At 59.9% G+C, this 24110-nt stretch carries 22 protein-coding genes; 20 read left to right on the forward strand and 2 right to left on the reverse strand.

All coding sequences use genetic code 11. The annotated features are described in order from the left end of the window. Positions 1–120: 120 nt before the first annotated feature. Positions 121–441, forward strand: a complete 321-nt coding sequence (locus tag AB0P14_RS08825; protein ID WP_363840567.1) for a hypothetical protein — start codon at positions 121–123, stop codon at positions 439–441. 21 nt (positions 442–462) lie between these two features. Here AB0P14_RS08825 and AB0P14_RS08830 read toward each other — a convergent pair whose 3' ends face one another. Next, a complete protein-coding gene (locus AB0P14_RS08830) occupies positions 463–1398 on the reverse strand; it encodes an aldo/keto reductase (protein WP_363840570.1) in 936 nt (311 codons plus the stop codon). A gap of 92 nt (positions 1399–1490) precedes the next feature. On the opposite strand from AB0P14_RS08830, the gene AB0P14_RS08835 reads away from it, so the two are divergent. Both AB0P14_RS08835 and mshC read left to right on the forward strand, forming a co-directional pair. Next, positions 1491–2327, forward strand: a complete 837-nt coding sequence (locus AB0P14_RS08835; protein WP_363840573.1) for an undecaprenyl-diphosphate phosphatase — start codon at positions 1491–1493, stop codon at positions 2325–2327. A 93-nt stretch (positions 2328–2420) separates the two neighbouring features. After that, on the forward strand, positions 2421–3710 hold the full coding sequence (gene mshC, locus AB0P14_RS08840) for a cysteine--1-D-myo-inosityl 2-amino-2-deoxy-alpha-D-glucopyranoside ligase (RefSeq protein ID WP_363840576.1): 1290 nt from the start codon (positions 2421–2423) through the stop codon (positions 3708–3710). 34 nt (positions 3711–3744) lie between these two features. Here the strand turns inward: mshC and AB0P14_RS08845 are convergent, their stop codons facing one another. Then, a complete protein-coding gene (locus AB0P14_RS08845; protein ID WP_363840579.1) occupies positions 3745–4635 on the reverse strand; it encodes a PAC2 family protein in 891 nt (296 codons plus the stop codon). A gap of 95 nt (positions 4636–4730) precedes the next feature. Here AB0P14_RS08845 and AB0P14_RS08850 point away from each other — a divergent pair, with 95 nt between their 5' ends. The 17 genes from AB0P14_RS08850 to AB0P14_RS08930 all read left to right on the forward strand — a co-directional run bounded on the left by AB0P14_RS08850 (position 4731) and on the right by AB0P14_RS08930 (position 23952). Beyond that, positions 4731–5468, forward strand: coding sequence for an HAD family phosphatase (locus AB0P14_RS08850; RefSeq protein WP_363840581.1), 738 nt, complete (start codon positions 4731–4733; stop codon positions 5466–5468). Next, positions 5465–6625: a site-2 protease family protein gene (locus tag AB0P14_RS08855; protein ID WP_363840584.1), complete on the forward strand. Its 1161-nt coding sequence runs from the start codon at positions 5465–5467 to the stop codon at positions 6623–6625. The genes AB0P14_RS08850 and AB0P14_RS08855 overlap by 4 nt, the downstream gene beginning before the upstream one ends. A gap of 132 nt (positions 6626–6757) precedes the next feature. Beyond that, positions 6758–7825: a tRNA (adenine-N1)-methyltransferase gene (locus AB0P14_RS08860; RefSeq protein WP_363840587.1), complete on the forward strand. Its 1068-nt coding sequence runs from the start codon at positions 6758–6760 to the stop codon at positions 7823–7825. A 165-nt stretch (positions 7826–7990) separates the two neighbouring features. Then, positions 7991–9691 (forward strand): proteasome ATPase, encoded by a 1701-nt coding sequence (gene arc, locus AB0P14_RS08865; RefSeq protein WP_363841417.1) that lies wholly within the window; start codon positions 7991–7993, stop codon positions 9689–9691. 14 nt (positions 9692–9705) lie between these two features. After that, the gene (gene dop, locus AB0P14_RS08870; protein ID WP_363840590.1) at positions 9706–11292 is read left to right on the forward strand and encodes a depupylase/deamidase Dop; all 1587 of its coding nucleotides are present in this window, start codon (positions 9706–9708) and stop codon (positions 11290–11292) included. Positions 11293–11364: 72 nt separating this feature from the next. After that, positions 11365–12156, forward strand: a complete 792-nt coding sequence (locus AB0P14_RS08875) for a hypothetical protein (RefSeq protein WP_363840593.1) — start codon at positions 11365–11367, stop codon at positions 12154–12156. A gap of 191 nt (positions 12157–12347) precedes the next feature. Beyond that, entirely contained in the window at positions 12348–12554 is a 207-nt protein-coding gene (locus AB0P14_RS08880) for a ubiquitin-like protein Pup (RefSeq protein ID WP_363840595.1), read from the forward strand. A 5-nt stretch (positions 12555–12559) separates the two neighbouring features. Further along, positions 12560–13396, forward strand: coding sequence for a proteasome subunit beta (prcB, locus tag AB0P14_RS08885; protein ID WP_363840598.1), 837 nt, complete (start codon positions 12560–12562; stop codon positions 13394–13396). 1 nt (position 13397) lies between these two features. Continuing rightward, positions 13398–14174 carry a proteasome subunit alpha gene (gene prcA, locus AB0P14_RS08890; protein ID WP_363840601.1) on the forward strand — a complete coding sequence of 259 codons (777 nt, stop codon included), beginning with the start codon at positions 13398–13400 and terminating at the stop codon, positions 14172–14174. 63 nt (positions 14175–14237) lie between these two features. Next, positions 14238–15608 carry a Pup--protein ligase gene (pafA, locus tag AB0P14_RS08895; protein WP_363840604.1) on the forward strand — a complete coding sequence of 457 codons (1371 nt, stop codon included), beginning with the start codon at positions 14238–14240 and terminating at the stop codon, positions 15606–15608. A 237-nt stretch (positions 15609–15845) separates the two neighbouring features. Beyond that, positions 15846–16772 carry an FKBP-type peptidyl-prolyl cis-trans isomerase gene (locus AB0P14_RS08900; RefSeq protein WP_363840607.1) on the forward strand — a complete coding sequence of 309 codons (927 nt, stop codon included), beginning with the start codon at positions 15846–15848 and terminating at the stop codon, positions 16770–16772. Between the two features lie 34 nt (positions 16773–16806). Then, the gene (locus AB0P14_RS08905; protein ID WP_363840610.1) at positions 16807–17202 is read left to right on the forward strand and encodes an FKBP-type peptidyl-prolyl cis-trans isomerase; all 396 of its coding nucleotides are present in this window, start codon (positions 16807–16809) and stop codon (positions 17200–17202) included. 143 nt (positions 17203–17345) lie between these two features. Further along, positions 17346–19451: a WYL domain-containing protein gene (locus AB0P14_RS08910; RefSeq protein ID WP_363840613.1), complete on the forward strand. Its 2106-nt coding sequence runs from the start codon at positions 17346–17348 to the stop codon at positions 19449–19451. 9 nt (positions 19452–19460) lie between these two features. After that, complete coding sequence (locus AB0P14_RS08915) at positions 19461–19832, forward strand: hypothetical protein (RefSeq protein WP_363840616.1); 372 nt, start codon at positions 19461–19463, stop codon at positions 19830–19832. A gap of 21 nt (positions 19833–19853) precedes the next feature. Beyond that, entirely contained in the window at positions 19854–20147 is a 294-nt protein-coding gene (gene tatA / locus AB0P14_RS08920) for a Sec-independent protein translocase subunit TatA (RefSeq protein ID WP_363840619.1), read from the forward strand. Between the two features lie 17 nt (positions 20148–20164). Beyond that, positions 20165–21007: a twin-arginine translocase subunit TatC gene (gene tatC / locus AB0P14_RS08925; protein WP_363840621.1), complete on the forward strand. Its 843-nt coding sequence runs from the start codon at positions 20165–20167 to the stop codon at positions 21005–21007. A gap of 35 nt (positions 21008–21042) precedes the next feature. After that, positions 21043–23952 (forward strand): DEAD/DEAH box helicase, encoded by a 2910-nt coding sequence (locus tag AB0P14_RS08930; protein WP_363840624.1) that lies wholly within the window; start codon positions 21043–21045, stop codon positions 23950–23952. Positions 23953–24110: the final 158 nt, after the last annotated feature.

The following is a 24110-nucleotide window of genomic DNA, read 5'->3' on the forward strand; positions in this document are numbered from 1 at the left end:
TATCTGGAGCCGGTGCGCAAAGTGTGCCGCTTCACACCAAGCTACCCGTGTTTCCTGCCAAAATCCTCACCCAGTGAAAAGGACTTTCAAGTTACCGGGCACACTGGTACCGTCAATCGCATGAGCATCGATCCCCGCGCAGCCCTGAGTGCCCTGACTACCGCCCTAGAAGAACACCTGGTTGCCGCTTCGGCACGCCGCGGGGAAGAAGACCCCATCGTCGAAGCAACCTTCCTTGGCATTATTGACGCCTTTGAAGCCTACGAAGAAGCGCTCTTTGACGCCTTCGATGAAGTAACACCATTGGTCATCTACGGCGAAGACGGTGACGAAGGCGACTTTGATGACGACGACGACAATGATGACGACTCCGAAGACGATGACAACGATGACGATTCAGAGGATGAGCCGGAGAATTCAGGCAGCGGTACACAGGGATAGCTAGTAACTCGTAGCTAGCTGTCAGGAGAGCTGGGAAACCTCGTTCAGGACCGTTGCGATTTGTTCCGGCAGCGGTTCCAAGGAGGACGTAAGGATTTCCTGCAACTGCTCTTGGGTGCGCGGGCCAACCACGGCCGAGGCCACGGCATGGTGCTCCAGCAGCCAACCCAACGCAACATCTAGAGGAGCGCGCCCGAGGCCTTTGGCGGCCGTAATCAAGGCCTCGGTGATGCGGGCCGGGCGGCCATCCAAATACTTCTCCACGTAGGCGCTCATGGTGGTGCTGGCCCCGCGTGAGTCAGCCGGAATCTGTCCACGGTACTTTCCGGTCAGGACGCCGCGCCCCAGAGGAGCCCAGCACAGCAGACCGGCACCCATATGCTCGGCGGCGGGGACCACCTCACGCTCGGCCTCGCGCGCCAGCAAGGAATACTCCACTTGATTGGCCACGAGCGTGGTCTCACACAGGGTCGCGGCCCGTGCAAACTGCCAGCCGTTGTAGTTGGAGACTCCGGCATAGCGAACGCGTCCGCTGCTGACGGCATATTCCAAGGCGCTAAGCGTCTCCTCCAAGGGCACGTTCTCGTCCCACACGTGCGCCAGCCACAAATCTAGATGGTCCGTACCGAGACGCGCCAAGGAAGCATCAAGTCCGGCAAGCATGGCACGCCGGGATGTGTCCACCATCCGCCTGTCGCTGCGGTGACTGACGCCAGCTTTTGAGACCAACACCACATCGCTGCGGGGGACTACATCTCCGAGCAGTTCGCCGAGGATCGCTTCACTGCGCCCCTCAACATAACTGACGGCAGTGTCCAGTGTGGTGCCGCCGGCATCCACGAAATCTCGCAGTTGCGCCCGCGCAGTCTCGGGGCTGGTTTCATTTCCCCAGGTCATTGTGCCCAAGGTCAAGGCAGAAACGCGCAGTCCGCTGGTGCCCATGAATCGTTGTTCCATGGCTGCAAGCTTACGGGGAATTGGCTGTGTGTTTTGTCCGACGTTGCCGCGTGTGCATGGCGTAGCGGCGCACATGCTTTAGGCTGAAACCCGTGAACTGGTTTGAAGCTGCCTTCTTAGGCCTTGTCCAGGGCCTGACTGAATTCCTCCCGATTTCTTCAAGTGCCCATCTCTTTGTCGTCGGTAAATTCCTGCCCTCAGGGGAGGATCCCGGTGCGGCCTTTACCGCTGTCAGTCAGCTGGGCACGGAAACTGCCGTGCTGCTGTACTTCTGGCGCGATATTGTCCGCATCATCAAAGCGTGGTGGGGATCGCTGAGGGGACGTGTGCCTCGCACCGATCCAGATGTCCGCATGGGTTGGTTGGTCATCATCGGCAGTTTGCCCATTGCTTTGCTGGGCGTGCTGTTCCAACACCACATCGAATCCACCCTCCGAAACTTGTGGCTCGTAGCCACGACCCTGATTGTCTTCGGCCTGATTCTTGCCGTGGCGGACCATATCGCAAGCCAGCAGCGCGAACTCAAGGACCTGAGCTACAAGCACGGCATCCTCTACGGATTCGCCCAGGCGCTGGCCCTGATTCCCGGGGTTTCGCGTTCCGGCGGGACGATCACCGCTGGCCTACTTATGGGTTACACACGTGAGGCCGCGGCACGCTACGCATTCTTGCTGGCCATCCCCGCCGTTTTCGGCAGCGGATTCTATGAGCTGTACAAGGTTTTCGCTAAGCACGAGGGGGCACAGGGCCCCTTCGGCATCGGCGAAATCGCCCTGGCAACCGCCATTGCTTTCGCTGTGGGATATCTCATCATCGGCTGGTTCCTCAAGTACATCTCCACCAAGAGCTTCCGCCCCTTCGTTTGGTACCGCATTGGCTTGGGACTGCTGCTCTTCATCCTCCTCGGGACCAACGTCATCACCCCGTAAGGGAGAGGCGTTAACTCTCCAGCTGGCCAAGCCTTGCGCTTCCCAAAGCTCTCTTCGCTCACTTTGGGTCCCTCGGCGGTTAGGCTTGTGCATGTGAAAACTTGGAAGTCCCACTCCCTGCCCCAGCTCCCCGGCCTCATGCCTGCCCTTGCGTTGCATGAAACGACTCGGAATCGAGTCGAGCTTTTGCCGGAGACTGGCCCAGCCAGCATGTATGTCTGCGGCATCACCCCCTACGACGCCACCCACATGGGCCACGCCGCCACTTACGTTGCCTTCGACCTGCTCAACCGGGCGTGGCGCGACGCGGACCGCACCGTCAACTACGTGCAAAATGTCACTGATATTGACGATCCCCTCCTAGAACGCGCAGCCCGCGACGGCGTTGACTGGCGTGAACTGGCAGCCTCCCAGACGGCGCTATTCCACGCCGACATGGAAGCCCTGAACGTGCTCGCCCCAGATCACTACATCGGTGCCGTTGAAGCCATTGAGTGGATTGTGCCCGAGATTGAGAAGTTGTTGGCCGCGGGTCTCGCTTACCCCGTTGCGGGACATGATGGAGCGCCCGACGGCGATATTTACTTCTCCGTCGAGGCTGCTTCGGCTGCCGAAAAGGATAACGGACCCGAAGCGGCGTGGTGGTTGGGGCAGGTCTCGGGCCTCAGCCAGGAGGAAATGCTTCCTGTCTTTGCTGAGCGTGGCGGGGACCCGGCCCGCCCGGGGAAACGCCACCCGCTCGATGCCTTGCTCTGGCGGGTCGCCCGCGACGGCGAGCCCTCCTGGGACGGTGCCTCCCTGGGCGCCGGACGCCCCGGTTGGCACATTGAATGTACCGTTATCGCCCAGCGATTCTTGCCCAAGCCCTTCACGGTGCAGGGCGGCGGCAGCGATCTAGTCTTCCCGCACCACGAGATGGGAGCTGGCCACGCCTATGCGCTGAGCCACACTCCCATGGCATCGCACTACGTCCACACGGCCATGGTTGGTCTGGACGGTGAAAAAATGAGCAAATCCCTGGGTAACTTGGTGCTCGTTTCACAATTGCGTGCAGAAGGTGTTGACCCGGCCGCTATCCGGTTGGCAATCATGGCCCATCACTACCGCAGTGACTGGTTCTGGACACAGGAGCTGTTGGAATCCGCGCAGGACCGGCTGGAGCGTTGGCGGAAAGCGGCACCGCGTGCTGCCGAAGGCTCTGCCATGGCGTTGGTGGCCGAACTGCGTGCGGCGCTGTCGCAAGATTTGGATGCGCCCCGTGCCCTGGCTGCCGTAGATGCTTGGGCGGAACTATCTACCGCTAGCGATGCCACCCCAGCTTCCGAGCGCGATGCCGCATTGGTATCGGATGCTCTTGAAGCCCTCCTCGGCGTGGAGCTCTAAGCCACAGAGGTCGGCGGTGCAGCCCTCAGCGAGCTTAGGGCTGCTCGTTGCCTCTGCGGCGCAGGTAGCGCTCGAATTCTTGGGCAATGGATTCGCCGGTCGCTTCGGGCAGTTCTGCCGTGTCCTTAGCTTGTTCGAGCTGTTGGACGTACGCGGCGATCTCGGCGTCCTGGGACGCCAGTTCGTTGACCCCGCGTTCCCAAGCATGGGCGTCCTCGGCCAAGTCGGTAGTGGGTAAGGAGACCTTCAAGAAGTCTTCGATCTTGTTCAGCAACGCCAGTTCAGCCTTGGGGGAAGGCGCCTGAGCCACGTAGTGCGGCACGGCTGCCCACAGCGACACGGTGGGCAGCCCCGCCAGCAAGGCAACCTCATTGAGTACCCCGACAATGCCAATGGGGCCCTCGTATTGGGAGGCTTCCAGCTTCAAACGAGTGGCGAGCTCGTCGTCGTCGCACGTTGCTGTGACGGGAATGGGACGTGAGTGGGGAACGTCGGCCAGTAAGGCGCCCACTAGTACCACGTAGTTGACGTTCAGTTCGGCGGCCTTGGCCAACAGCTCTGCCGTGTAGGCACGCCAGCGGTACGACGGTTCAATGCCGTGCACCAGGATCACATCAATGTTGGTGCCCGGAATGGAAGCTTTGGCGATCTTGGTGACGGGCCATTTGATCTTGTGGCCGCCGGAGGAGGTGAGCCGAACTTCGGGGCGGGTGAATTGGAAGTCGTAATATTCATCGGGTTCAATCACCGCGACCCGTTTGGCATCCCACAGTCTGTGCAAGTATTTGAGGGCGTCGCTGGCTGCCTCGCCGGCGTCGTTCCAGCCTTCAAAGGCGGCTAACAGGACTGTTAACCGCTCCTCACCGGCAGGCACTTCCAAAAACGCTTCCGGTTCTTCGGCTTCTCCACCACTGAATGTGCTCACATCCCCAGCCTAAGGCGCCTAGCGGTTTGCGGCACCACCCACCACGCGCGGCTGTGGAAAACAGTTCCACGCCTCTCTCCACGTAGACTAGTGGCATGCTTTCACCCACTCCTGCCGCCGCCCACCTTGAGGCATCCACCGACCATCCGCTTAAAGCTGTCCTCTGGGACATGGACGGGACGTTGGTGGACACGGAACCGTATTGGATCGCCGCTGAAATAGCTCTCGTTGAGGCCCATGGCGGGCAGTGGGATGAGGAGAAGGCCCACCAGCTAGTAGGCAACGCACTGGATAGCACCGCCAAGGTGCTGCAGTTGGCCGGTGTGGAGCTTTCCGTCAGGGAGATCATCGACTACCTCTCCAATAGTGTGGTGGCCGGAATCCGCAAGGTGGTGCCTTGGCGCCCCGGAGCCCGCGAGTTACTGGCAGAACTGCACGCGAAGGGAGTTCGCTGTGCCCTCGTGACCATGAGCGAACGGCACATGGCGCAAGAGGTCGTTGATGCCCTCGATGAGAACTATTTCGAATTCCTGATTACCGGCGATGAAGTCACCCATGGCAAGCCGCATCCTGAGCCGTATCTCTTAGCCGTGGAGCAATTGCAGGGGAGCGATCCTGAGCTCACGCTGTTCAACTGTGCGGCTTTGGAGGACTCTGTTCCGGGTGTGGCCTCCGCCATCGCCTCAGGGATGGCCACGATTGCTATCCCCAATGCCGTGCCCTTGGCAGATGACCCACGGCGCACCACGTGGGACACGCTCGCTGAGAAGACGTACGACGACGTCCAGCTGGTTGTCGCTGCCCACGCACGTTCTGCCGGAGCTGCTTTGTGAGCGGATCCACCAAGGAAATGAAGGAAAAGCGTGAAGGGCTAGTCTTGGGATCGATCGGGGGGACCCCGATTATTCTGGCCAACTCCTGGTTCTTGATCGCCGCCATCACAGTCATGATCTTTGGCCCGCAGCTGGAAAGAAACTTTGCCGGACTCGGCTGGCGTGCCTATGGCGTGGCCTTTGCCTATGCCCTACTGCTGTTATTTTCCGTGCTGATTCACGAATTGGCACACGCCATTGCGGCCAAGCTGTATGGCTGGACCACCCACAAGATTGTGCTCAACCTCTGGGGCGGGCACACGGAGTTTGATTTCAGCAAGGCGACTCCAGGCAAAGCACTCGTGGTGGCCTTCGCCGGACCTGTCGCCAACTTTGTGCTGGCGGGCTTGGGCTGGCTGGTAGCGATGCTCTTGACGGAAGCCACCACCCTCACAACAGTGATCCTGGTCTTGCTAAGCAACATCTTCATCTGGGCCAACTTGTTGATCGGTGCGTTCAACATTCTCCCCGGCTTACCGCTCGACGGCGGACGCCTGGTGGAATCTATTGTCTGGAAAACCACCGGCAACCAGGAGAAAGGTACCGTGGCCGCTGGCTGGGCCGGACGGATCATCGTGGTGGTGATGATTGCCGTTGTCCTGGCAGTGCCATTACTGCAGGGCCAGCAGCCCGAACTGACCACCACCTTTATCGTGGTCTTGCTGGCGGGCTTCTTATGGATGGGTGCCTCGGCATCCATCAAGGGGGCCACCATGCGACTGCGGCTACCAGCTGTCAGCGCCGGCACCTTGGCAACTCCGGCGGTCAGCGCCTCGATCGAATGCACCGTGGCCCAGCTGTGGACGTTGCGGGGCCAATTCCCGCAGGAACCCATTGTGTTATTCGGCCAAGACGGCCGTCCCACAGCTGTCGTTGACGAGTACGCTTTGGCCCATGTGCCGCCGCAGGCTGCGCTCATCACACCGGCAAGTGCGGTGGCCCGGTCACTATCTAAGGGAGCCTATGTTCCCGATGTGGCTTCGGGGGTGGAGCTAGTGTCCTACCTAGCCCAACTACCGGATACTGAATATGCCGTAATCAATCTGGACGGCAAGGTCACTGGGCTACTCAGTCAGGCGAAGGTTGTGGCCGCCATGACCGGCAAGCCAATCAGCTGATGGCCCCGTGAGGGTTGACCACCGTCGCCACTTGCCCCACATTTTTCCCTTTCCTAGCATTTCACTCTGACCAGGCCCCCACTGCGGGCCGCAACCGCTGACCTTTAGGCACCAAACGTGAGGAACCACCCGATGAAGCAAGACGAAACAACGCCAGAAACCGGCCAGCAGCCTCACGGTGCCGCATCACGGCGTGGGCCTTTCCGCTCCGGCGAACGCGTGCAGCTCACCGATGAACGTGGCCGCATGAACACCATCACCTTGACCCCCGGCACGGCCTACCACACACACAAGGGCTTCTTGAATCACGACCTTTTGATCGGCCAGCCCGAGGGCTCCATGGTGGAAAGCAACGTGGGCCAGCAGTACCAAGCACTGCGTCCGTTGCTCTCTGACTTTGTCCTGTCCATGCCCCGCGGTGCCGCGGTGGTGTACCCGAAGGATGCCGGCCAGATCATCACCATGGGTGATATTTTCCCCGGCGCCCGCGTGGTTGAAGCCGGCGTTGGTTCCGGAGCCCTGTCCATCTCCTTGCTGCGTGCTGTAGGAGATCAGGGTTACTTGCATTCCTTCGAACGCCGTCAGGAATTTGCCGACATTGCCCGCGGCAACGTGGAAACTATTTTCGGCGGCCCGCACCCCGCCTGGAAGATCTCCCTCGGTGACTTCCAAGACCAGGTAGTAGAGCAGGAAGCCCCCGGCAGCGTTGACCGTGTCGTCCTGGACATGTTGGCTCCCTGGGAGTGCCTAGACGCCGTCGCCACCGTTCTGGCTCCCGGCGGCGTCTGGATCAACTACGTTGCCACCGTGACCCAGCTGTCCCGCACCGCCGAGGCCATCCGTGCCGACGGCCGCTTCACCGAGCCCGACGCCTGGGAGTCCATGGTTCGCGGCTGGCACCTTGAAGGCCTGGCAGTGCGCCCTGACCACCGCATGGTGGCCCACACAGGTTTCTTGATGGTGACCCGCCGCCTCGCCGACGGGGTCACAGGGATGACACCCAAGCGCCGCGCGTCGAAAACTGACTTTGCTCAGGAAGACCTGGACGCGTGGACACCGGCCGCGGTGGGCGAGCGTTCAGTCTCAGATAAGAAGCTGCGCCGTGCCGCCCGCGATGCCTCTTCGACGGTACAAACCAAGCGGAACCAAGAGCAGTCGGAGGAAACTGAAACCCGACAAGACGGCTTCGGCGAGCAGTAGCACTAAGATCGGCAGTACCGGTTAGCCACGGCTGCGGCGGCATACACCGCGGAAGGATACAAAGTCATGAACGACTCAACGCACTCCACCCCAGAACTTCCCGAGGACGGCAGCACGCCAGGCACGGGAACACCCGCGCCTGGCTCCCTCGGGGCCAGCTACTCTATCGGCCCCGGCCAGCAGGCCGTGCTCGAACGCCAGCTCAATGTGCTCCGCGACAAGGCCCGCAACTTGGACCGTCAGCTGGCATCGGCAACGGCGAACAACTCCAAGCTGGTCGCAGTGCTGGAAACAGCCAAGACGGAGATTCTCAAACTTCGCAGCGCCCTGGAAAACGACGGCGAACCGCCCTACAGTTTCGGGACCATTTTGTCCCTGAATCGGGCTTCGGCCACGACAGGCGCCAGCACCGCCGTAACGAAAGAAAACCTGGATGTGTATGCATCGGGCCGTAAAATGCGCGTTTCACTGAGCCCCTTGCTGCGCATGAATGATCTCTCAGTGGGGCAAGAGGTGCTGCTCAACGAGGCCTACACAGTCATCGCCGCGTTGGGACTGCCCGACGTTGGTGAGCTCGTCACGGTGAAGGAATTGCTCGGAACGGACCGTGCCATGGTGGTGGGCCGGGCCGATGAGGAACGGGTGCTCCGGCTTGCCGGCGCTTTGCAGGGTGGCGTCGTCAAGGTGGGCGATGCGCTCACCATGGACGGACGCACCGGCTACGCCATGGAAAAGATTCCGCGATCAGAGGTAGAGAATCTGATCCTGGAGGAAGTTCCAGACATCTCTTACGCCGATATTGGCGGATTGGCCTCGCAGATTGAACAAATACGCGATGCTGTTGAATTGCCCTTCCTGCATCCTGACCTCTACCGTGAGCACGGGCTCAAGGCGCCCAAGGGCATTCTGTTGTACGGCCCTCCCGGCTGTGGCAAGACGCTCATCGCGAAGGCCGTGGCGAACTCTTTGGCTCAGCGAGCCGCCGAACGCTCCGGGGTCAAGGATCAAAAGAGCTACTTTTTGAACATCAAGGGCCCGGAACTGCTGGATAAGTATGTGGGCGAGACGGAGCGACAGATCCGTCTGATCTTCAGCCGCGCCCGAGAAAAAGCCTCTGACGGTAGCGCCGTGGTGGTGTTCTTTGACGAGATGGATTCACTCTTCCGCACCCGCGGCACGGGCGTTTCCTCGGACGTAGAGACCACCATTGTGCCGCAGCTACTGAGCGAGATCGACGGCGTCGAACGTCTCGATAACGTGATTGTGATCGGTGCCTCCAACCGTGAGGACATGATTGACCCCGCCATCCTGAGGCCCGGCCGTCTGGACGTCAAGGTCAAAATCCAGCGCCCCGACGCGGAATCAGCTGCAGATATTTTCACGAAGTATGTCACCACCAAGCTGCCCTTCCACGCCGATGATGTTGCAGCGAACCACGGCAGCTTGCAGGAGACCGTTGACGCCATGATTCAGCGCACGGTTGAGGCCATGTATGCCACGAACAAGGGCAATGAGTTTCTTGAGGTGACCTATGCCAACGGTGATACCGAGATGCTGTATTTCAAGGACTTCAACTCCGGTGCGGTCATTCAAAACGTGGTGGATAGGGCCAAGAAATACGCCATCAAGGACCTGTTGACCAGTGGTGAGAAGGGGATTCGGATCGAACACATGCTGCGTGCGGTGGTGGATGAGTTCCGGGAACACGAGGACATGCCCAATACCACCAACCCCGATGACTGGGCCCGAATTTCCGGTAAGAAGGGGGAACGGATCACCTACATCCGCACCATCGTGCAGAGTAAAGAAGGCCAAGTTCCGGGACGGACGTTGGAAACCCTGCCGAACACGGGGCAGTACTTGTGAGTGCCATCCGGGTCATGGGGGCCGAGACAGAATACGGGATCCACGCGCCGGGTACCCAAGAGTTCAACGCCACCTGGCTCTCCACCCAGGTGGTGCACGCGTATTCGAGGGAAACAAATCACAGGGCCTCCGCCGGTGGGGAAACCCGCTGGGACTACACCGACGAGGACCCCTTGGCGGATGCCCGCGGCTGGTCCATGCCACGCTCCGTTGCGGACCCTAGCCAGCTGACGGATTCTGAACCTGTGCTGACGGCCGCCCAAATCGCATTGGAAGGCGGGGAAGTCGGTGAGGTTGGTGAGAGTTCGACCCCACTGATGATGAACATGGTGTTGGGCAATGGGGCGCGGCTCTACGTGGACCATGCCCACCCGGAATACTCCTCACCTGAGGTGACCAACCCGCTTGACGCCGTGCGCTGGGACGCGGCCGGGGATCTGGTGGCACTGGCCGCGGTACGCAGGATTGGCGCCACCCCGGGTGTACCTGCCATCAATCTGTACAAGAACAACACTGACAACAAGTCGGTCTCCTACGGCAGCCACGAGAACTATCTGATGCCCCGCAGTGTCCCGTTCAAGGACATTGTGGCCGGGCTGACGCCGTTCTTTGTTACTCGCGCCATCATGTGCGGGGCTGGCCGTGTTGGCCTGGGCCAGGATGGTTCGGGCCACGGCTTCCAAATCACCCAGCGGGCTGACTTCTTTGAAGCAGAAGTTGGGCTAGAAACAACCATTCGCCGGCCCATCATCAACACCAGAGACGAACCGCACGCCACGGCCGAGAAATACCGGCGCTTGCATGTGATCATAGGCGACGCCAATTTGTGCCAAGTCTCCAATTTTCTCAAATTCGGCACCACGGCGCTTGTGCTCGACATGATTGAACACGGTAGTGCACCCGAACTGGAATTTGCGGATTCGGTGGCAACCCTGCGCGCTATTAGCCACGATTGGGAGCTCAAGGAAAAGCACCAACTTATCGATGGCCGCTTGGTCAGTGCCTTGGATGTGCAATGGCAATACCTGACGGCAGCGCAAGCCCACTGCGTTGCCAACGGATCGAGCCACCCCGACACGGGGGACGGCCACACCAGCATGGTCTTGGCTAAATGGGAAGAAGTGCTGACAGCGCTGGGGGACGATCCCATGAGTCTGGCCGGACAACTGGAATGGGTCGCCAAACTAAACCTGCTCCAGCAATACCGGGCTCGGGACAAGATGTCGTGGGATGATCCGCGCCTAGGACTCATAGACCTGCAATGGTCTGATATCCGTCCCGAGAAAGGCCTCTACTACAAGTTGCTCCAGCGCGGGCGCATCGAGCGGCTGGTCACCGATGAGTCCATTGCGGCTGCCGTGCGGCAGCCGCCAGCCGATACCCGGGCCTATTTCCGTGGCCGCTGCATTCAGGCCTTTGGCCGGCATGTGGTGGGGGCCAGCTGGGATTCCGTCATCTTTGAAGTACCTGAGCTGCGCAGATTGCAACGTGTTTCTACGAAGGAACCGCTGCGGGGGACCGAATTGCTGACCCGTGAGCTATTCGATACCCACTCCGAGCTGCAGGATTTTCTGACCACGCTCTTGGCTGCGGGGCACTAGCAGGGAGTCCGGTGAGGCGTCGGTAGAGAATCAGATATAATTAGTCATTCGATTATACAAATGGGGGATAGTATGACTTTTTCATTGAATACTGCACGTAAGAACGCACGTCCGTCCGTCCTTATCTCGGTCGCAGCAGCAGCCATTTTGGCGCTGACATCTTGCAGCGGTGCTGCAACACAGGATGCATCATCGGAGCAGAGCCCTGCAGCCTCAACTGAGCAGAGCGCAGCCGCCGAGTCCACCACAGCGAAGGCTGAGGAGACGAAGGCCGCCTCGTCCAAGGAATACACGGAGGCCGAGCTGACAGCAATCCTGGAGGGCCTCAAGGATGCCGACGGTAACCCGATCACTCTGGTTCCGGCCGCAGATTTGAAGAAAGGCCAGGATCTTGCAAAGTCCAGTATGGACTCGATCACCATCACGCCCGAAGCGTGCAAAGCGTTCGCTAACTCCAACACAGAACTGCCTGAGGGCAGCGTCTACGCGGCTGGCACCTGGGCAGGAGATGTGACCGCCGGACAAATGACGGCAGTTACCATCCTCTCCGCCAAGCCTCAGGTACTCGCCGAGACCATGGACCGTGCCACCGGCGACCGAGGAGCCTGCTCCACGTTCACCATGGAAGCTGCCGGTCAGTCAGTGAAGACCACCATGAAGCCGGTCAAGGTTGACACTTCCGCCGAAAAGGACAACGGAACCCTGATCACCCAAGAACTGCCCACCGGCACCAACAACACCGTCACAGTGGAAGCGCTCAAGGGCGGCCTGCTGGTCTCGGTAGTGAAGATGGGTGGCGGTGCCGATGAGGCAGCCGCCGCAGAACTGGCCACCTTGGTGGATAGCATCCTGGCTGCTTCTTAATCCAAGCGTCCGACTTCTGATACCGCAGGCTCTGTTACCGCAGGCATTACTGCAGAATCTGAATTCGCACTGTCTTAAACCACTGACTTAAACCACGGACCCGCTGACTGCACGCAAAGTCAGCGGGTCCGTGGCAGTATGGGAGCAGGTGCCGAACAAGGCTCCGGGAAATCAGTAAAGAAGGATGCATCATGGCTTCTCAGGAACAGAAAAACGTCTCCTCGCGCACCGAGGAAGAGCACGTGGATGAACTTCCCGCCCCCACGCCCACCCCGGACTCAGCAGCAGCCCAAGCCGCTACCTCCGGTGTCGATGACCTGCTGGATGAGATTGACGGTGTATTGGAAGTCAACGCTGAGGAATTCGTGCGCGGCTTCGTCCAAAAGGGCGGTCAGTAGGGTCCATGGACGGCACTGGGTACAATGGCAGCAAGCACCCTGGCTTTCCGGCACTAGAAGGTGATGGCTCCTCGTCGTCGTTCTTGGATCATGTGAGCCGAAGCAATCCAGGGCTCCTGCCGTTTGGGCGCGAGCTCCCTGCCGGCGGTATGCCTAGCACCCCGCATGGCACCACCATCGTGGCGTTGACGTTTAGCGGCGGCGTGCTCATGGCGGGCGACCGCCGGGCCACGATGGGTTCGATGATCGCTAGCCGGCGGATTGAAAAAGTCTTCCCGGCGGACAAATATTCGGTGCTGGGTATCGCCGGGACCGCAGGTATCGCCATTGACATGGTGCGGCTATTCCAGGTGGAGCTGGAGCACTACGAGAAGATTGAAGGCACGCGCCTCAGTCTCGAGGGCAAGGCCAACCGGCTCGGGGCCATGGTCCGTGCAAACCTCCCGATGGCGCTCCAAGGGCTTTCGGTGGTGCCCCTGTTTGCCGGGATGGAACGCGGCGAAGCGGCGGGGCGGCTGTTCTCCTACGACGTCACCGGCGGCCGGTATGAAGAACTCGAACACCACAGTGTCGGTTCGGGATCAGTCTTTGCACGCGGCGCCCTGAAAAAGCTGTGGCATCCGGAGCTCTCCGGAGATGACGCGGTAGCCGTAGCCGTGGAAGCGCTCATCGATGCCGCCGACGACGATTCCGCCACCGGCGGCCCTGATCTGATCAGGCAGTTGTGGCCCGTGGTCTATGCGGTGACGCGCGACGGCGCAGCGCGGGTACCGCAAGAAGCGTTGGCTGCCGTTGTTAGCAAGATCTTGACGCGCCGAACCGCCGAACGCCGGGAGGCCTGAGATGAGCCAACAATTTTACGTGTCACCGGAACAAGTCATGAAGGACAGGGCTGATTTTGCTCGCAAGGGCATTGCCCGTGGCAGGTCCGTGGTGGTGCTCAGTTACCGGGACGGCATGGCGCTCGTGGCTGAGAACCCTTCGGCCACCCTGCATAAAATTGGCGAGATTTATGATCGCATCGCCTTTGCCGCGGTGGGGAAATACAACGAATTTGAGAGCCTGCGCCAAGCTGGTATCCGCTACGCCGATGTACGCGGTTACTCCTATGACCGGGTTGATGTGACAGCTCGAGGCCTGGCCAGTGTGTACGCCCAAAGTTTGGGCACAGTCTTTACCGCCGAACAAAAGCCGTTCGAAGTTGAGCTGGCCGTGGCCGAGGTGGGTGAGAGCGAATCAGAGGATCATATCTTCCGCCTGAACTTTGACGGTTCCATTGCCGATGAAACCGGATTCTTGGCCATGGGCGGTCAAGCGGATACGGTGCAGTCAGCTCTGGAAAAGCTGTGGCAGCCCGGGGCTGATTTGGCGTCCGCACTGCGCTGGGCGGTTGGTGCGCTGGAGTTTCCCCGCAGAGCCACCAGCGACACCGGTGCTGCCAATGCTGCCAATGCTGCCAGTACTAGTGGGCCCACCGACGCCCCGGTATTTTTACCACTCGAGGCCGCGACTTTGGAAGTTGCCGTACTGGAGCGCCATGCCTCCCGGGTCCGTGGATCCCATCGCGCTTTCCGGCGCCTAGAGGACACCGAACTCGCAGCTCACCTGGCCAGCGGCTAGTTGTCCTCGCCTCAAAACATTACTCAGCTATGTGAACACATCAATATAAAGGAGACCTGACCGGTGGACCGGCGGATATTTGGCATCGAAACCGAATTTGGCGTTACCTATTCAGCGCCCGGGTCCCGGCCCTTGTCCCCGGAAGAAGTGGCTCGGTACCTCTTTCGCAAGGTGGTCAGCTGGGGCCGTTCCTCCAACGTCTTCTTGCCCAACGGCTCCCGCCTGTACCTAGACGTAGGGTCTCACCCCGAGTATGCGACGGCAGAGTGTGATGGCATCGCCCAGTTGATCGCCCAGGACCGGGCCGGTGAGTTGATTCTGCACGATTTGGTGCAGGAGGCCCAGATCAAGCTGGCACAGGACGGATATGCCGGGAAGATCTTCTTGTTCAAGAACAATGTGGATTCCGCTGGAAATTCCTACGGTAGCCACGAGAACTACCTGATAACACGACGAGGGGAATTCAACCGCCTAGCGGACATCCTCATTCCGTTCCTGGTGACACGGCAGCTGATTGCCGGCGCCGGCAGGGTGCTGCCTGCCCATCAGGGTGGTAAGTTCGCTTTCTCTCAACGTGCCGACCATATTTGGGAGGGCGTGTCCTCGGCCACCACCCGATCCCGCCCCATCATCAACACCAGGGACGAGCCGCATGCCGATGCGGAACTGTATCGCCGCCTGCACGTCATTGTGGGGGATTCGAACATGTCCGAGACCACCAGTATGTTGAAGATGGGAAGCATGGATCTCATTCTGCGTATGGTGGAGGCCGGCACCATCATGACCGACATGCGCCTTGAGAACCCTATTCGCAGCATCCGCGAAATCTCCCACGATCTCACCGGATCCCACCCGTTGAAGATGGCCGACGGCCGGACCATGACTGCGTTGGATATACAGCGGCACTATCTAGAAAAAGTTAGTGGATTTGTGCGCTCCCACGGCGCCCACAACAACTTGGTTCCACGCATTCTCGACTTGTGGGAACGGACCCTTGACGCCATTGAATCCCAGAACTACTCGAGCATTGACACGGAGATTGACTGGGCCATCAAAGCCAAGCTCCTAGGCTCCTACGCAGACAGGCATAACCTGCCGTGGGGATCGGCACAAGTGGGTCAGCTGGACCTGCGCTATCACGACATTGACCCGCAACGCGGGCTCTTCAACATGCTCGAACGTCGGGGGGCGGCAGCGAAATTGATGAGCGGCGCCGAGATTGCAGAGGCCGTCGACATAGCCCCGAGCACCACTCGGGCGCACCTGCGTGGGCAATTTGTCAACGCCGCCCGGAAATCTGGGCGTGATTACACCGTTGACTGGGTGCATCTAAAACTCAATGACAGATCCCACCAGACCATCCTGTGCAAGGACCCGTTCAAGAGCGTTGATGAGCGTGTTGATGAACTGATTGCGTCCTTGCAAAGCCAATAGCCACTCAACGGACAGCGTTCATTCAGCTTTACCCGATAAACTAGGTTTGGCCGTGTTTCACGAACGCCGTGTTTTACGAACACAGGATTGACTCGCGTGATTGCACACCGGCCCGAAAATCTTAGAGCTTCACCGTGGCTGCAATTCTTCGCCACGGCACCTGACCTGTTTAATCCAGCCATCGAAAGTGTATCTGTGCGTCGACTTCTTGCACTGCTTCTTCCTCTCCTGCTTCTTGTGACAGCCTGTTCCCAAGCAACTCCGGATGCTTCGGCCAGTTCTACCGTCTCGGTCCCGCCCTCTCACGCTGAGGTACTTGCTTCGGTCAAGGCTGAGGATCAGGGCGAAGGAAAGGCCCCCGCGGTCACCTTTGACAAGCCACTGGCCATCACGGATGAGTCCATGCGCCTCATGACCCCGGGCACCGGAGCGCAGGTGAAGGCCGGGCAGGCTGTTGAGTTCCTTGCAGTGGCACTCAACGCTGAGACCGGCGAGGTTCTTGACGAGTCCTTCACCAAGGACGCCGGTGGAACGATCGTTCTCAATGATTCCTTCAGGGACCAGTTCCCCTTGGTGTACTCCATTTTTTCCAGCGCCAAAGTGGGTTCCTACATTGCCTACGGACTTGCAGGTAGCGCAGCGACCCAAGGCAGCACCGAAACTCCGGCACAGGCTGCACAAGCTGCCAGCTTGAGCGTGTTCCAGGTAAAGTCCGCTGCGGATGTGCCGCCCGTAGTTGCGCCATTGTCGGCCCCTGAAGGCGAGTCGGTGACACCGCCAGCAGGTCTTCCCACTGTCAAAGACGATGACAAGGGAATCCCTCAGATCACCATTGGTGATGCCAAGGCTTCCAAGGAACTCATTGCCCAGGATCTGATCAAGGGTAAGGGCGCTGTCGTAAAGGCCACAGACAGCATTGTTGCCAACTACGTCGGTGTGAACCTTGTTGGCGGGGCAAAATTTGATTCCAGCTTCGACAGTGGCCAGGTCGCAGAGTTTTCTTTGCAACAAGTCATTAAGGGCTGGACCCAAGGCCTCGCAGGCAAGACCGTGGGCTCACGTGTTCTACTGCAGATTCCCGCGGACTTGGCCTACGGTGCAGCTGGCCAGGGCGACGCCAAGGGCGATCTGGTCTTCGTCGTTGATATCCTAGGTATCAAGTAACACCAACAACCCCAAACCAACCCCAAGGAGCATTATGTCTTTCGGAGACCGCAAGCTAGACCGCACCAAACCGGAAATCGATTTCCCGGCCCACGAAGTCCCCACCGAACTGGTGATTGAGGACTTGATCGAGGGCACCGGCACCGAAGTTGTGCGCGGCAGCACCGTCTCAACCCACTACGTCGGAGTCGCCTTCTCCACCGGTGAGGAATTCGATTCTTCCTGGGGCCGCGGCGCACCGCTGGACTTCAAGGCTGGCATTGGTCAGGTCATCCAGGGCTGGGACCAGGGCCTCCTAGGCATGAAGGTCGGTGGCCGTCGTCGTTTGGAGATCCCCTCGGAGCTGGCTTACGGCTCACGCGGTGCCGGCGGAGCCATTGGCCCGAACGAAGCACTGATCTTCGTGGTTGACCTGGTAGCCGTTCGCTAAGCTCCCGTTTCACAAAAATGCCGTCGTTTGACGCATCTGCCATAGTTCAGACCGTGGCATTTACGTCAAGCGGCGGCATTTTTCGTCGTAACGTGGACGCAGTCATGCCCTGAAAGCGCTACACCACCTAGTACGCTGACAAGGTGTCCACAAAAATTGATGCCACAGAACGTCTGCTGAACCTGGTGATCGCCCTTCTGGGTACCCGGCGCGGATACAGCAAGAGCCATATCCGCAACAACATCAACGGCTATGCCAGCGATGCTGCCGGTGATGACGAGAAGGCCCAGGTCTCGTTTGAGCGTATGTTCGAACGCGACAAGAAGATCCTTTTGGAACTCGGCATTCCCTTGAAGCAATCCGAGGTTGCCGGAAACGATGCTCAGGAACAGGTGCTGTACCGCATCCGCCCGGAGGACTATCGTGTCCCTGAAATCCGTCTCGACGAGTCAGCCATGACGCTGCTGGCCATCGCAGCCAACCTGTGGGCGGGAGCTTCACTCGGGGCACCGGCCCAATCGGCATTGCGCAAAATTGCGGCTCGTACCGGCACCGGCTGGTACGAGGACGACACCACTTCACAGTCACGGATCCGTACGGCTGAGCCGGCCTTCGAGGCGCTCTGGGATGCTCTGCGCAACCATCACCCGGTCACGTTCGACTACCGTAAGTCCGCCACCGCCCAGGCCACCCCTCGCACCGTCCAGCCGTGGGGGCTGGGAAGCAAGTACGGCCAATGGTATTTGGCTGCGTACGACCTGGAGAAGAATGCAGAACGCAATTTTCGCCTCTCACGCATCACTTCCGAGGTGTTGGTGCACGGCAAGGAGCGCTTTGAGCCACCGGCAAATTTCCAGATCGGTACTGTCCTGAGTCGACTGGGCACGGGGACCGAACTCAGCGCACACATCGGCGTTCCGGAAGGCTCGGCCCACTGGCTGCGCACCGAGGCAATGGGCCAAGCCGCAGCGTTACAAACGTCACAGACACGAGCCCCAGAAGCACAAGCCGCCGATGATGGCTTGGACGATCTTCTTTGGAGCAGGGAGGGCTGGGAGGTACTGACTACCACCTACCGTTCGCCTGAACTCATGGCCGACGACGTTGCTGCCATGGGTGCCCAGGCGTTCGTTGTGGCTCCTGCCGAACTAAAAGACGCCGTGGCCGGGCGGTTGCACAGGGCCGCCGCTGCGGCTGAGCAGGAGCCCCAAACTCTGAACTGGTCCAAGCCAATGGCCCCGGCCAACTCACGCAAGCCAGATTCTCGTGAACGGCTGGTCCGGCTCTTATCCATGGTGCCGTACCTGGTGACGAACCCGGGAGTGGAAGAGTCCGAGGTCATGGCTGAGTTCGGTATCAGCGCCAAACAGTGGGAGAAGGATCGGGACACGCTGAGCCTGACCGGACTGCCCGGGTATTTCCCGGGAGATCTTATGGATGTCTCCACCGAATCCGGCCAAGTCTTTATCAGGGATGCAGAAACACTGGCCAGCCCCCTGCGCCTCACCCAAGAGGAAGCCTGCTCCGTATTGATCGGCCTACAGGCCCTGTCCACCATCCCGGCACCCGGCCGGGCGCGCGCTCTCGAACAAGCCATTGCCTCACTCACCGCGGTGGCTGGCAAGGACGCCTGGCTAGCTGACGCCGTCGGACTTCACCTGGTCTCCGGCAAAGAAATGGACAATGTTGCCGCCCTACAGAACATCATCCAACAAGGCCGCGCATGCTCCATCACCTACCTTGTGCGCCACCGGGACGAGGTCAGTGAACGCATCGTGGAACCGTTGCGGCTCTTTTCTCTGGATGCAACCTGGTATCTGCGTGCTTGGTGCCGCAAAGTGGAGGGGCTGCGCAGTTTCCGGGTGGACCGCATCCAAGAAATGAGCGACGCCGGCACCCAAGCCCATGTGCCAGCCACCTCGGTCGACTGGCAGCCCGGCGGCAGCATTTACAGTCCAGGCAGCGGCGATCAACAAGTCCAGCTGATCGCCGATTCCACCACTGCCAGAAGGCTGGCACCAGCCTACAATGCCCAGCTCTTCGACCTCGGCGGCGGCATGGTGGGTCTGCAGCTACTGGTGGGGGACACCTCCACTCTGGCCCCGCTCATGGCGCGGCTAGGGGGTCACGCTCGCGTTGCTGGCCCGGAACCGGTCCGCCAACAGGTAGCAGCCTGGCTGAGCGAATCGGCCACCAGCTATGACGCTGACGGCGAAACAGTCCGGGCTATTCCCAGCGTGGGCCGATAGACTCATCACATGCCTTGGTGGTCTTGGATTCTCATTTGGATAGCGCTTACAGCCCTGTCCCTGCTTTTCGTTCTCTTTTTGGGTTTCAAGCTGTGGCGCGGCGCCATGGCGGTGATGCGCACCGTCAGCGGGATCTCGGCTGAGCGCAGCACTTATTGGGACACAAGCCTAGAACGCGCCAAAGTGCAACACATCACAGAACCGCGTAATGTAGTTCCGGGCGCTGCGGTTTTTGCAACCCCTGAAGAAATGAAGCATGATTACCTAGCTGCCAAAGAAGAACGGCGTTTCGCCCGACTCCAACGGCGCGTCGCCCGCAGGAAAGAACGCGGACAGCTCCAATCCTTGCGCGACATCGAAGCATTACAAGACGTAGGATGAACCAAAAGGAAAGGCTTTACCGTGGGAAGACTTTTTGAGAGCCCCTGGGCTATCACCATCATTATCATTGTTGTACTTCTGCTCTTCGCAGCCCCCAAGCTGCCGGGCATGGCTCGCAGCCTGGGTCAGTCCATGCGGATTATCAAGTCCGAGGTCAAGGAAATGAAGAACGACGGCAAGGACGAGAAGGCAGCTCCTGCTCCCACCGCTTCCCCTGAGCCTGAAGCCCCGTTTGAGGGCAAGATCGTTAACAATCCGGCACAGGGCAACGCCACGGGCGACGGTACCGGAACCGGTACCGGCGCTCAGTCATAGAAACCGTCGCCAAGCCGGTGGGTGCCACAAAGGGCCGTAAGGCCAACCCTGAAGGCCGGATGCCGCTCAAGGCACACTTGATTGAGGCGCGCAATCGCCTCTTCAAGAGCGCCTTGGCCATGATCCCGGGTGTGGTCCTCGGCTGGATCCTCTACGATCCGCTGATGTACGCCATTACCCAGCCACTACGCGACATCAGTGAGAGCCGAAACATTGTTGCCTCGCTGAACTTCGAGGGCGTGACAACGTCCTTTGACTTGAAGATTCAGATCTCGCTGATCCTTGGCTTGATCATTGCCTCACCGGTATGGATTTATCAGCTCTGGGCGTTTATCACTCCCGGTCTGACGAAAAAGGAACGCCGGTACACGCTGTCCTATATGTTCGCCTCGGTGCCACTGTTTTTGGCCGGGATCTTTGCTGGCTGGACTATCTGGCCAAACATTGTCAAGGCGTTGACGTCTTTCACTCCGGCGAATACCGAGAGTGCCAACTTGATGAAGGCGATCGATTACCTGCAGTTTGCCCTGCAGCTGATGCTCTTCATGGGCGTAGCCTTCTTGGTGCCGGTATTGCTCTTTGCGCTCAACGCCATTGGCATGGTGCGGGGAAAGACCTACCTGAAGGCTTGGCGTTTCACCATTTTGGGCGTCACCATTGTTTCGGCCATGGCCGCACCTGGCTCGGACGTCATGAGCATGTTCTTCTTGGCTGCACCCCTGCTGGTGCTGTACTTCGGTGCCATTGGGTTGTGCATGCTCAATGACAAACGTAGGGACCGCAAGGAAGCCAAAAAGGTGGTCGAATCTGAAGCCAACGCGGATGTTGCTACACCCTCAACTGATCTGGAATTACTCTGAGCTTTGAGCCAGTCTGGCTGACGTAGGCTTGTACTATGCCCACATCAGACATGCTAAGTCCTTCCGAACGATTCTTGGCAGCGAAGCTGCGGGTTCAAGATGACAGATCCGATCTTGGGGACTTCAAAGCGGGCCTGAATTTTGACCTTGACGAGTTTCAAAACACCGCGTGCCGCGCCGTTCAGGCCGGTCGCGGTGTTTTAGTTGCTGCACCTACCGGCGCCGGGAAAACCATCGTAGGCGAGTTCGCTGTTTATCTAGCTCTGCAACGTGGGAACAAGGCGTTCTACACCACCCCCATCAAGGCCCTGAGCAATCAAAAGTTCCAGGAATTTTGTGCCAAATATGGCGCAGAAAACGTAGGCCTGCTAACCGGGGATACCAGCATCAATTCCGAAGCGCCCGTGGTGGTCATGACCACCGAGGTACTCCGGAACATGCTGTACGCCGACTCCCACACACTGACCGGTCTGGCCTACGTGGTCATGGATGAGGTCCACTACTTGGCCGACCGCTTCCGTGGGGCTGTGTGGGAAGAAGTGATCATCCATCTTCCCAGTGAAGTCTCCGTCATTTCACTGAGTGCAACCGTCTCCAACGCAGAAGAATTTGGTGCCTGGCTAGGTAGCGTCCGGGGCGACACCGCCGTGGTGGTCTCCGAGCACCGCCCGGTGCCGCTATGGCAGCACATCATGGTCCGCAAGGACTTGGTGGACCTCTTCGCCGAGAACGTAGCGTTTGATGAAATTGCCCCCGAAACGGTGGGCCCCGGAACCCAAGAACGCCGGGCCGTCAGTACGGCCAAAACCCCCAAAATCAACGCTGAACTACTCAAACTTGCCCGCAGCGAATCCGTCAGCACCGGAAGGGGCTCAAGCCACGGCCGTAGAGGTGGCGGCGGATCTCGCGGCCGCGGCTACCAGGACGCTTCCCGGCAGGATCACGGCACCCGCAACGGAGGTTCCCAGGGCAGCCCTCAGGGGTGGGCCCGCGCCGCCTCCCGCCCGCAAGTCATCAGGGCGCTGGAGAGCAAGAACCTGTTACCTGCCATCACCTTTATCTTTTCCCGTGCCGCCTGCGACGCCGCCGTACAACAATGTTCGGCCGCCGGGCTCTGGCTGACCACAGCTGAGGAACAAGTCGAGATTGCGCGCCGTGTGGACACAGCCTGCGCGGAACTTCCCGACTCGGATAGGGAGGTCCTGGGTTTTTGGGGCTGGCGTGACGGTCTCCTGCGAGGACTCGCCGCCCACCACGCAGGGATGCTGCCCAGTTTCAAGGAAGTGGTGGAAGATCTGTTTGTGGACGGACTGGTCCGCGCCGTCTTCGCCACTGAAACGCTGGCCCTGGGCATCAATATGCCAGCCCGCACCGTGGTGCTGGAAAAACTTGAGAAATACAACGGCGAGGCTCATGTGGGCATCACCGCGGGGGAGTACACCCAGTTGACGGGCCGTGCTGGGCGGCGTGGCATCGACGTTGAAGGTCACGCCGTAGTGCTGTGGCAGCCTGGGACAGACCCGGCCGCTGTGGGCGGCTTGGCTTCCAAGCGCACCTACCCGCTGAACTCGAGCTTCCGCCCCACCTACAACATGAGCATCAACCTCATCGCCCAATTTGGCCGGGTCCGTACGCGCTCCATTTTGGAATCCTCCTTTGCCCAGTTCCAGGCCGACCGTTCAGTGGTTGATCTGGCACGCCAAGTCCGTTCCCGCGAGGAATCACTGTCGGGGTACGAAAAGTCCATGACCTGCCATTTGGGGGACTTCAACGAGTACGCCAAACTGCGCCGGGAACTCTCGGATCACGAGTCCGGCGCGTCCAAGTCCAAAGCCAAGCAGCGCCGTGACGCCGTAGCCCAATCCATGTCGAATCTGCGCGCTGGGGACGTGATCATGGTGAGCGGCGGGCGCAACCCGGGCTACGCCGTCGTACTTGATGAAGACAGCAAAGCGCGCGTACCGCGGCCGGGTGTATTGGGTATGGATAAGGAGTACCGGCGCCTGAACGTGCAGGATCTCGACGGGCCCGTGGAGCCGGTGGGCCAAGTACGTGTCGCCAAGGGGTTCAATCCCAAAGTGCCCAAGGACAAACGCAACCTGTTGGCCGCTGTCGAGGCCAAGCTGGCCGAGCCCGCAGCGCAGCGTCCACACCGCTCAGCTGCCTTCTCATTTGCTGGATCTGCCGCGGCCGACGACGAGGCGATCGCCACGCTGCGCCGAAACCTGCGCGCCCACCCGTGCCACGGCTGTAGCGAGCGTGAGGATCATGCGCGTTGGTCCGAGCGCTGGTGGAAACTGCGGAAGGAAACAGATGGCATAGTCCGTGCCATCCAGGCCCGCACCAACACCATCGCCCGAACCTTTGACCGGGTGATTGATCTGCTGGCCAGTTATGGGTTCGTGGTGGCTGATCCTTCCGGGAATCTGGTGCCTAGCGAGGACGGCCAACGCTTGCGACGCGTGTACGGTGAGAAGGACCTGCTCATTGCTCTGGCACTGCGCAAGGGTGCCTTTAACGATCTCGATGCGCCGGAACTTGCGGCGTTTGTGACCACGCTGGTCTACCAATCCAAGCGCGACGCCGAGGGCACCCGCCCGCGCATGCCCAGCGTCAGTCTGGAACAGGCAGCCGAAGACGTAGTGGTGTTGTGGTCTGCGCTGCAGGACGCTGAGGAATCGCACAAGCTGCCGCTGACCAGCGAGCCCGAGATGGGGTTGGTGTGGGCCATGTACAAATGGGCCAAGGGGCGGAGTCTGCACGATGCCCTGAACAGCACCGACCTGGCGGCGGGTGACTTTGTGCGCTGGACCAAGCAAGTGATCGACCTTTTGGGCCAGCTCTCCCAGGTCCCAAATGTGCAGCCCGGTTTTTCCGGAACCTGCCGGAAAGCTGTTGAACTGCTACGCCGCGGCGTGGTGGCGTATACGACGGTGGAGAACTAGAAGTAGTAGACACGGGGACTCCGTTGCACAGGTGCACAGGTTGCGCAGGGCGTCCACCTCCGATCCGAGGGTCACCGTGCCGAAATGCCGAGGCCCGAAGCGTCACGATTTTTGTTGGATTATTTTTATTGAATTTTGTCCAGGTTGGACATTGTGAA

Origin of the sequence: Specibacter sp. NPDC078709 (assembly GCF_040686795.1) — a bacterium.
Classification (GTDB): domain Bacteria; phylum Actinomycetota; class Actinomycetes; order Actinomycetales; family Micrococcaceae; genus Specibacter.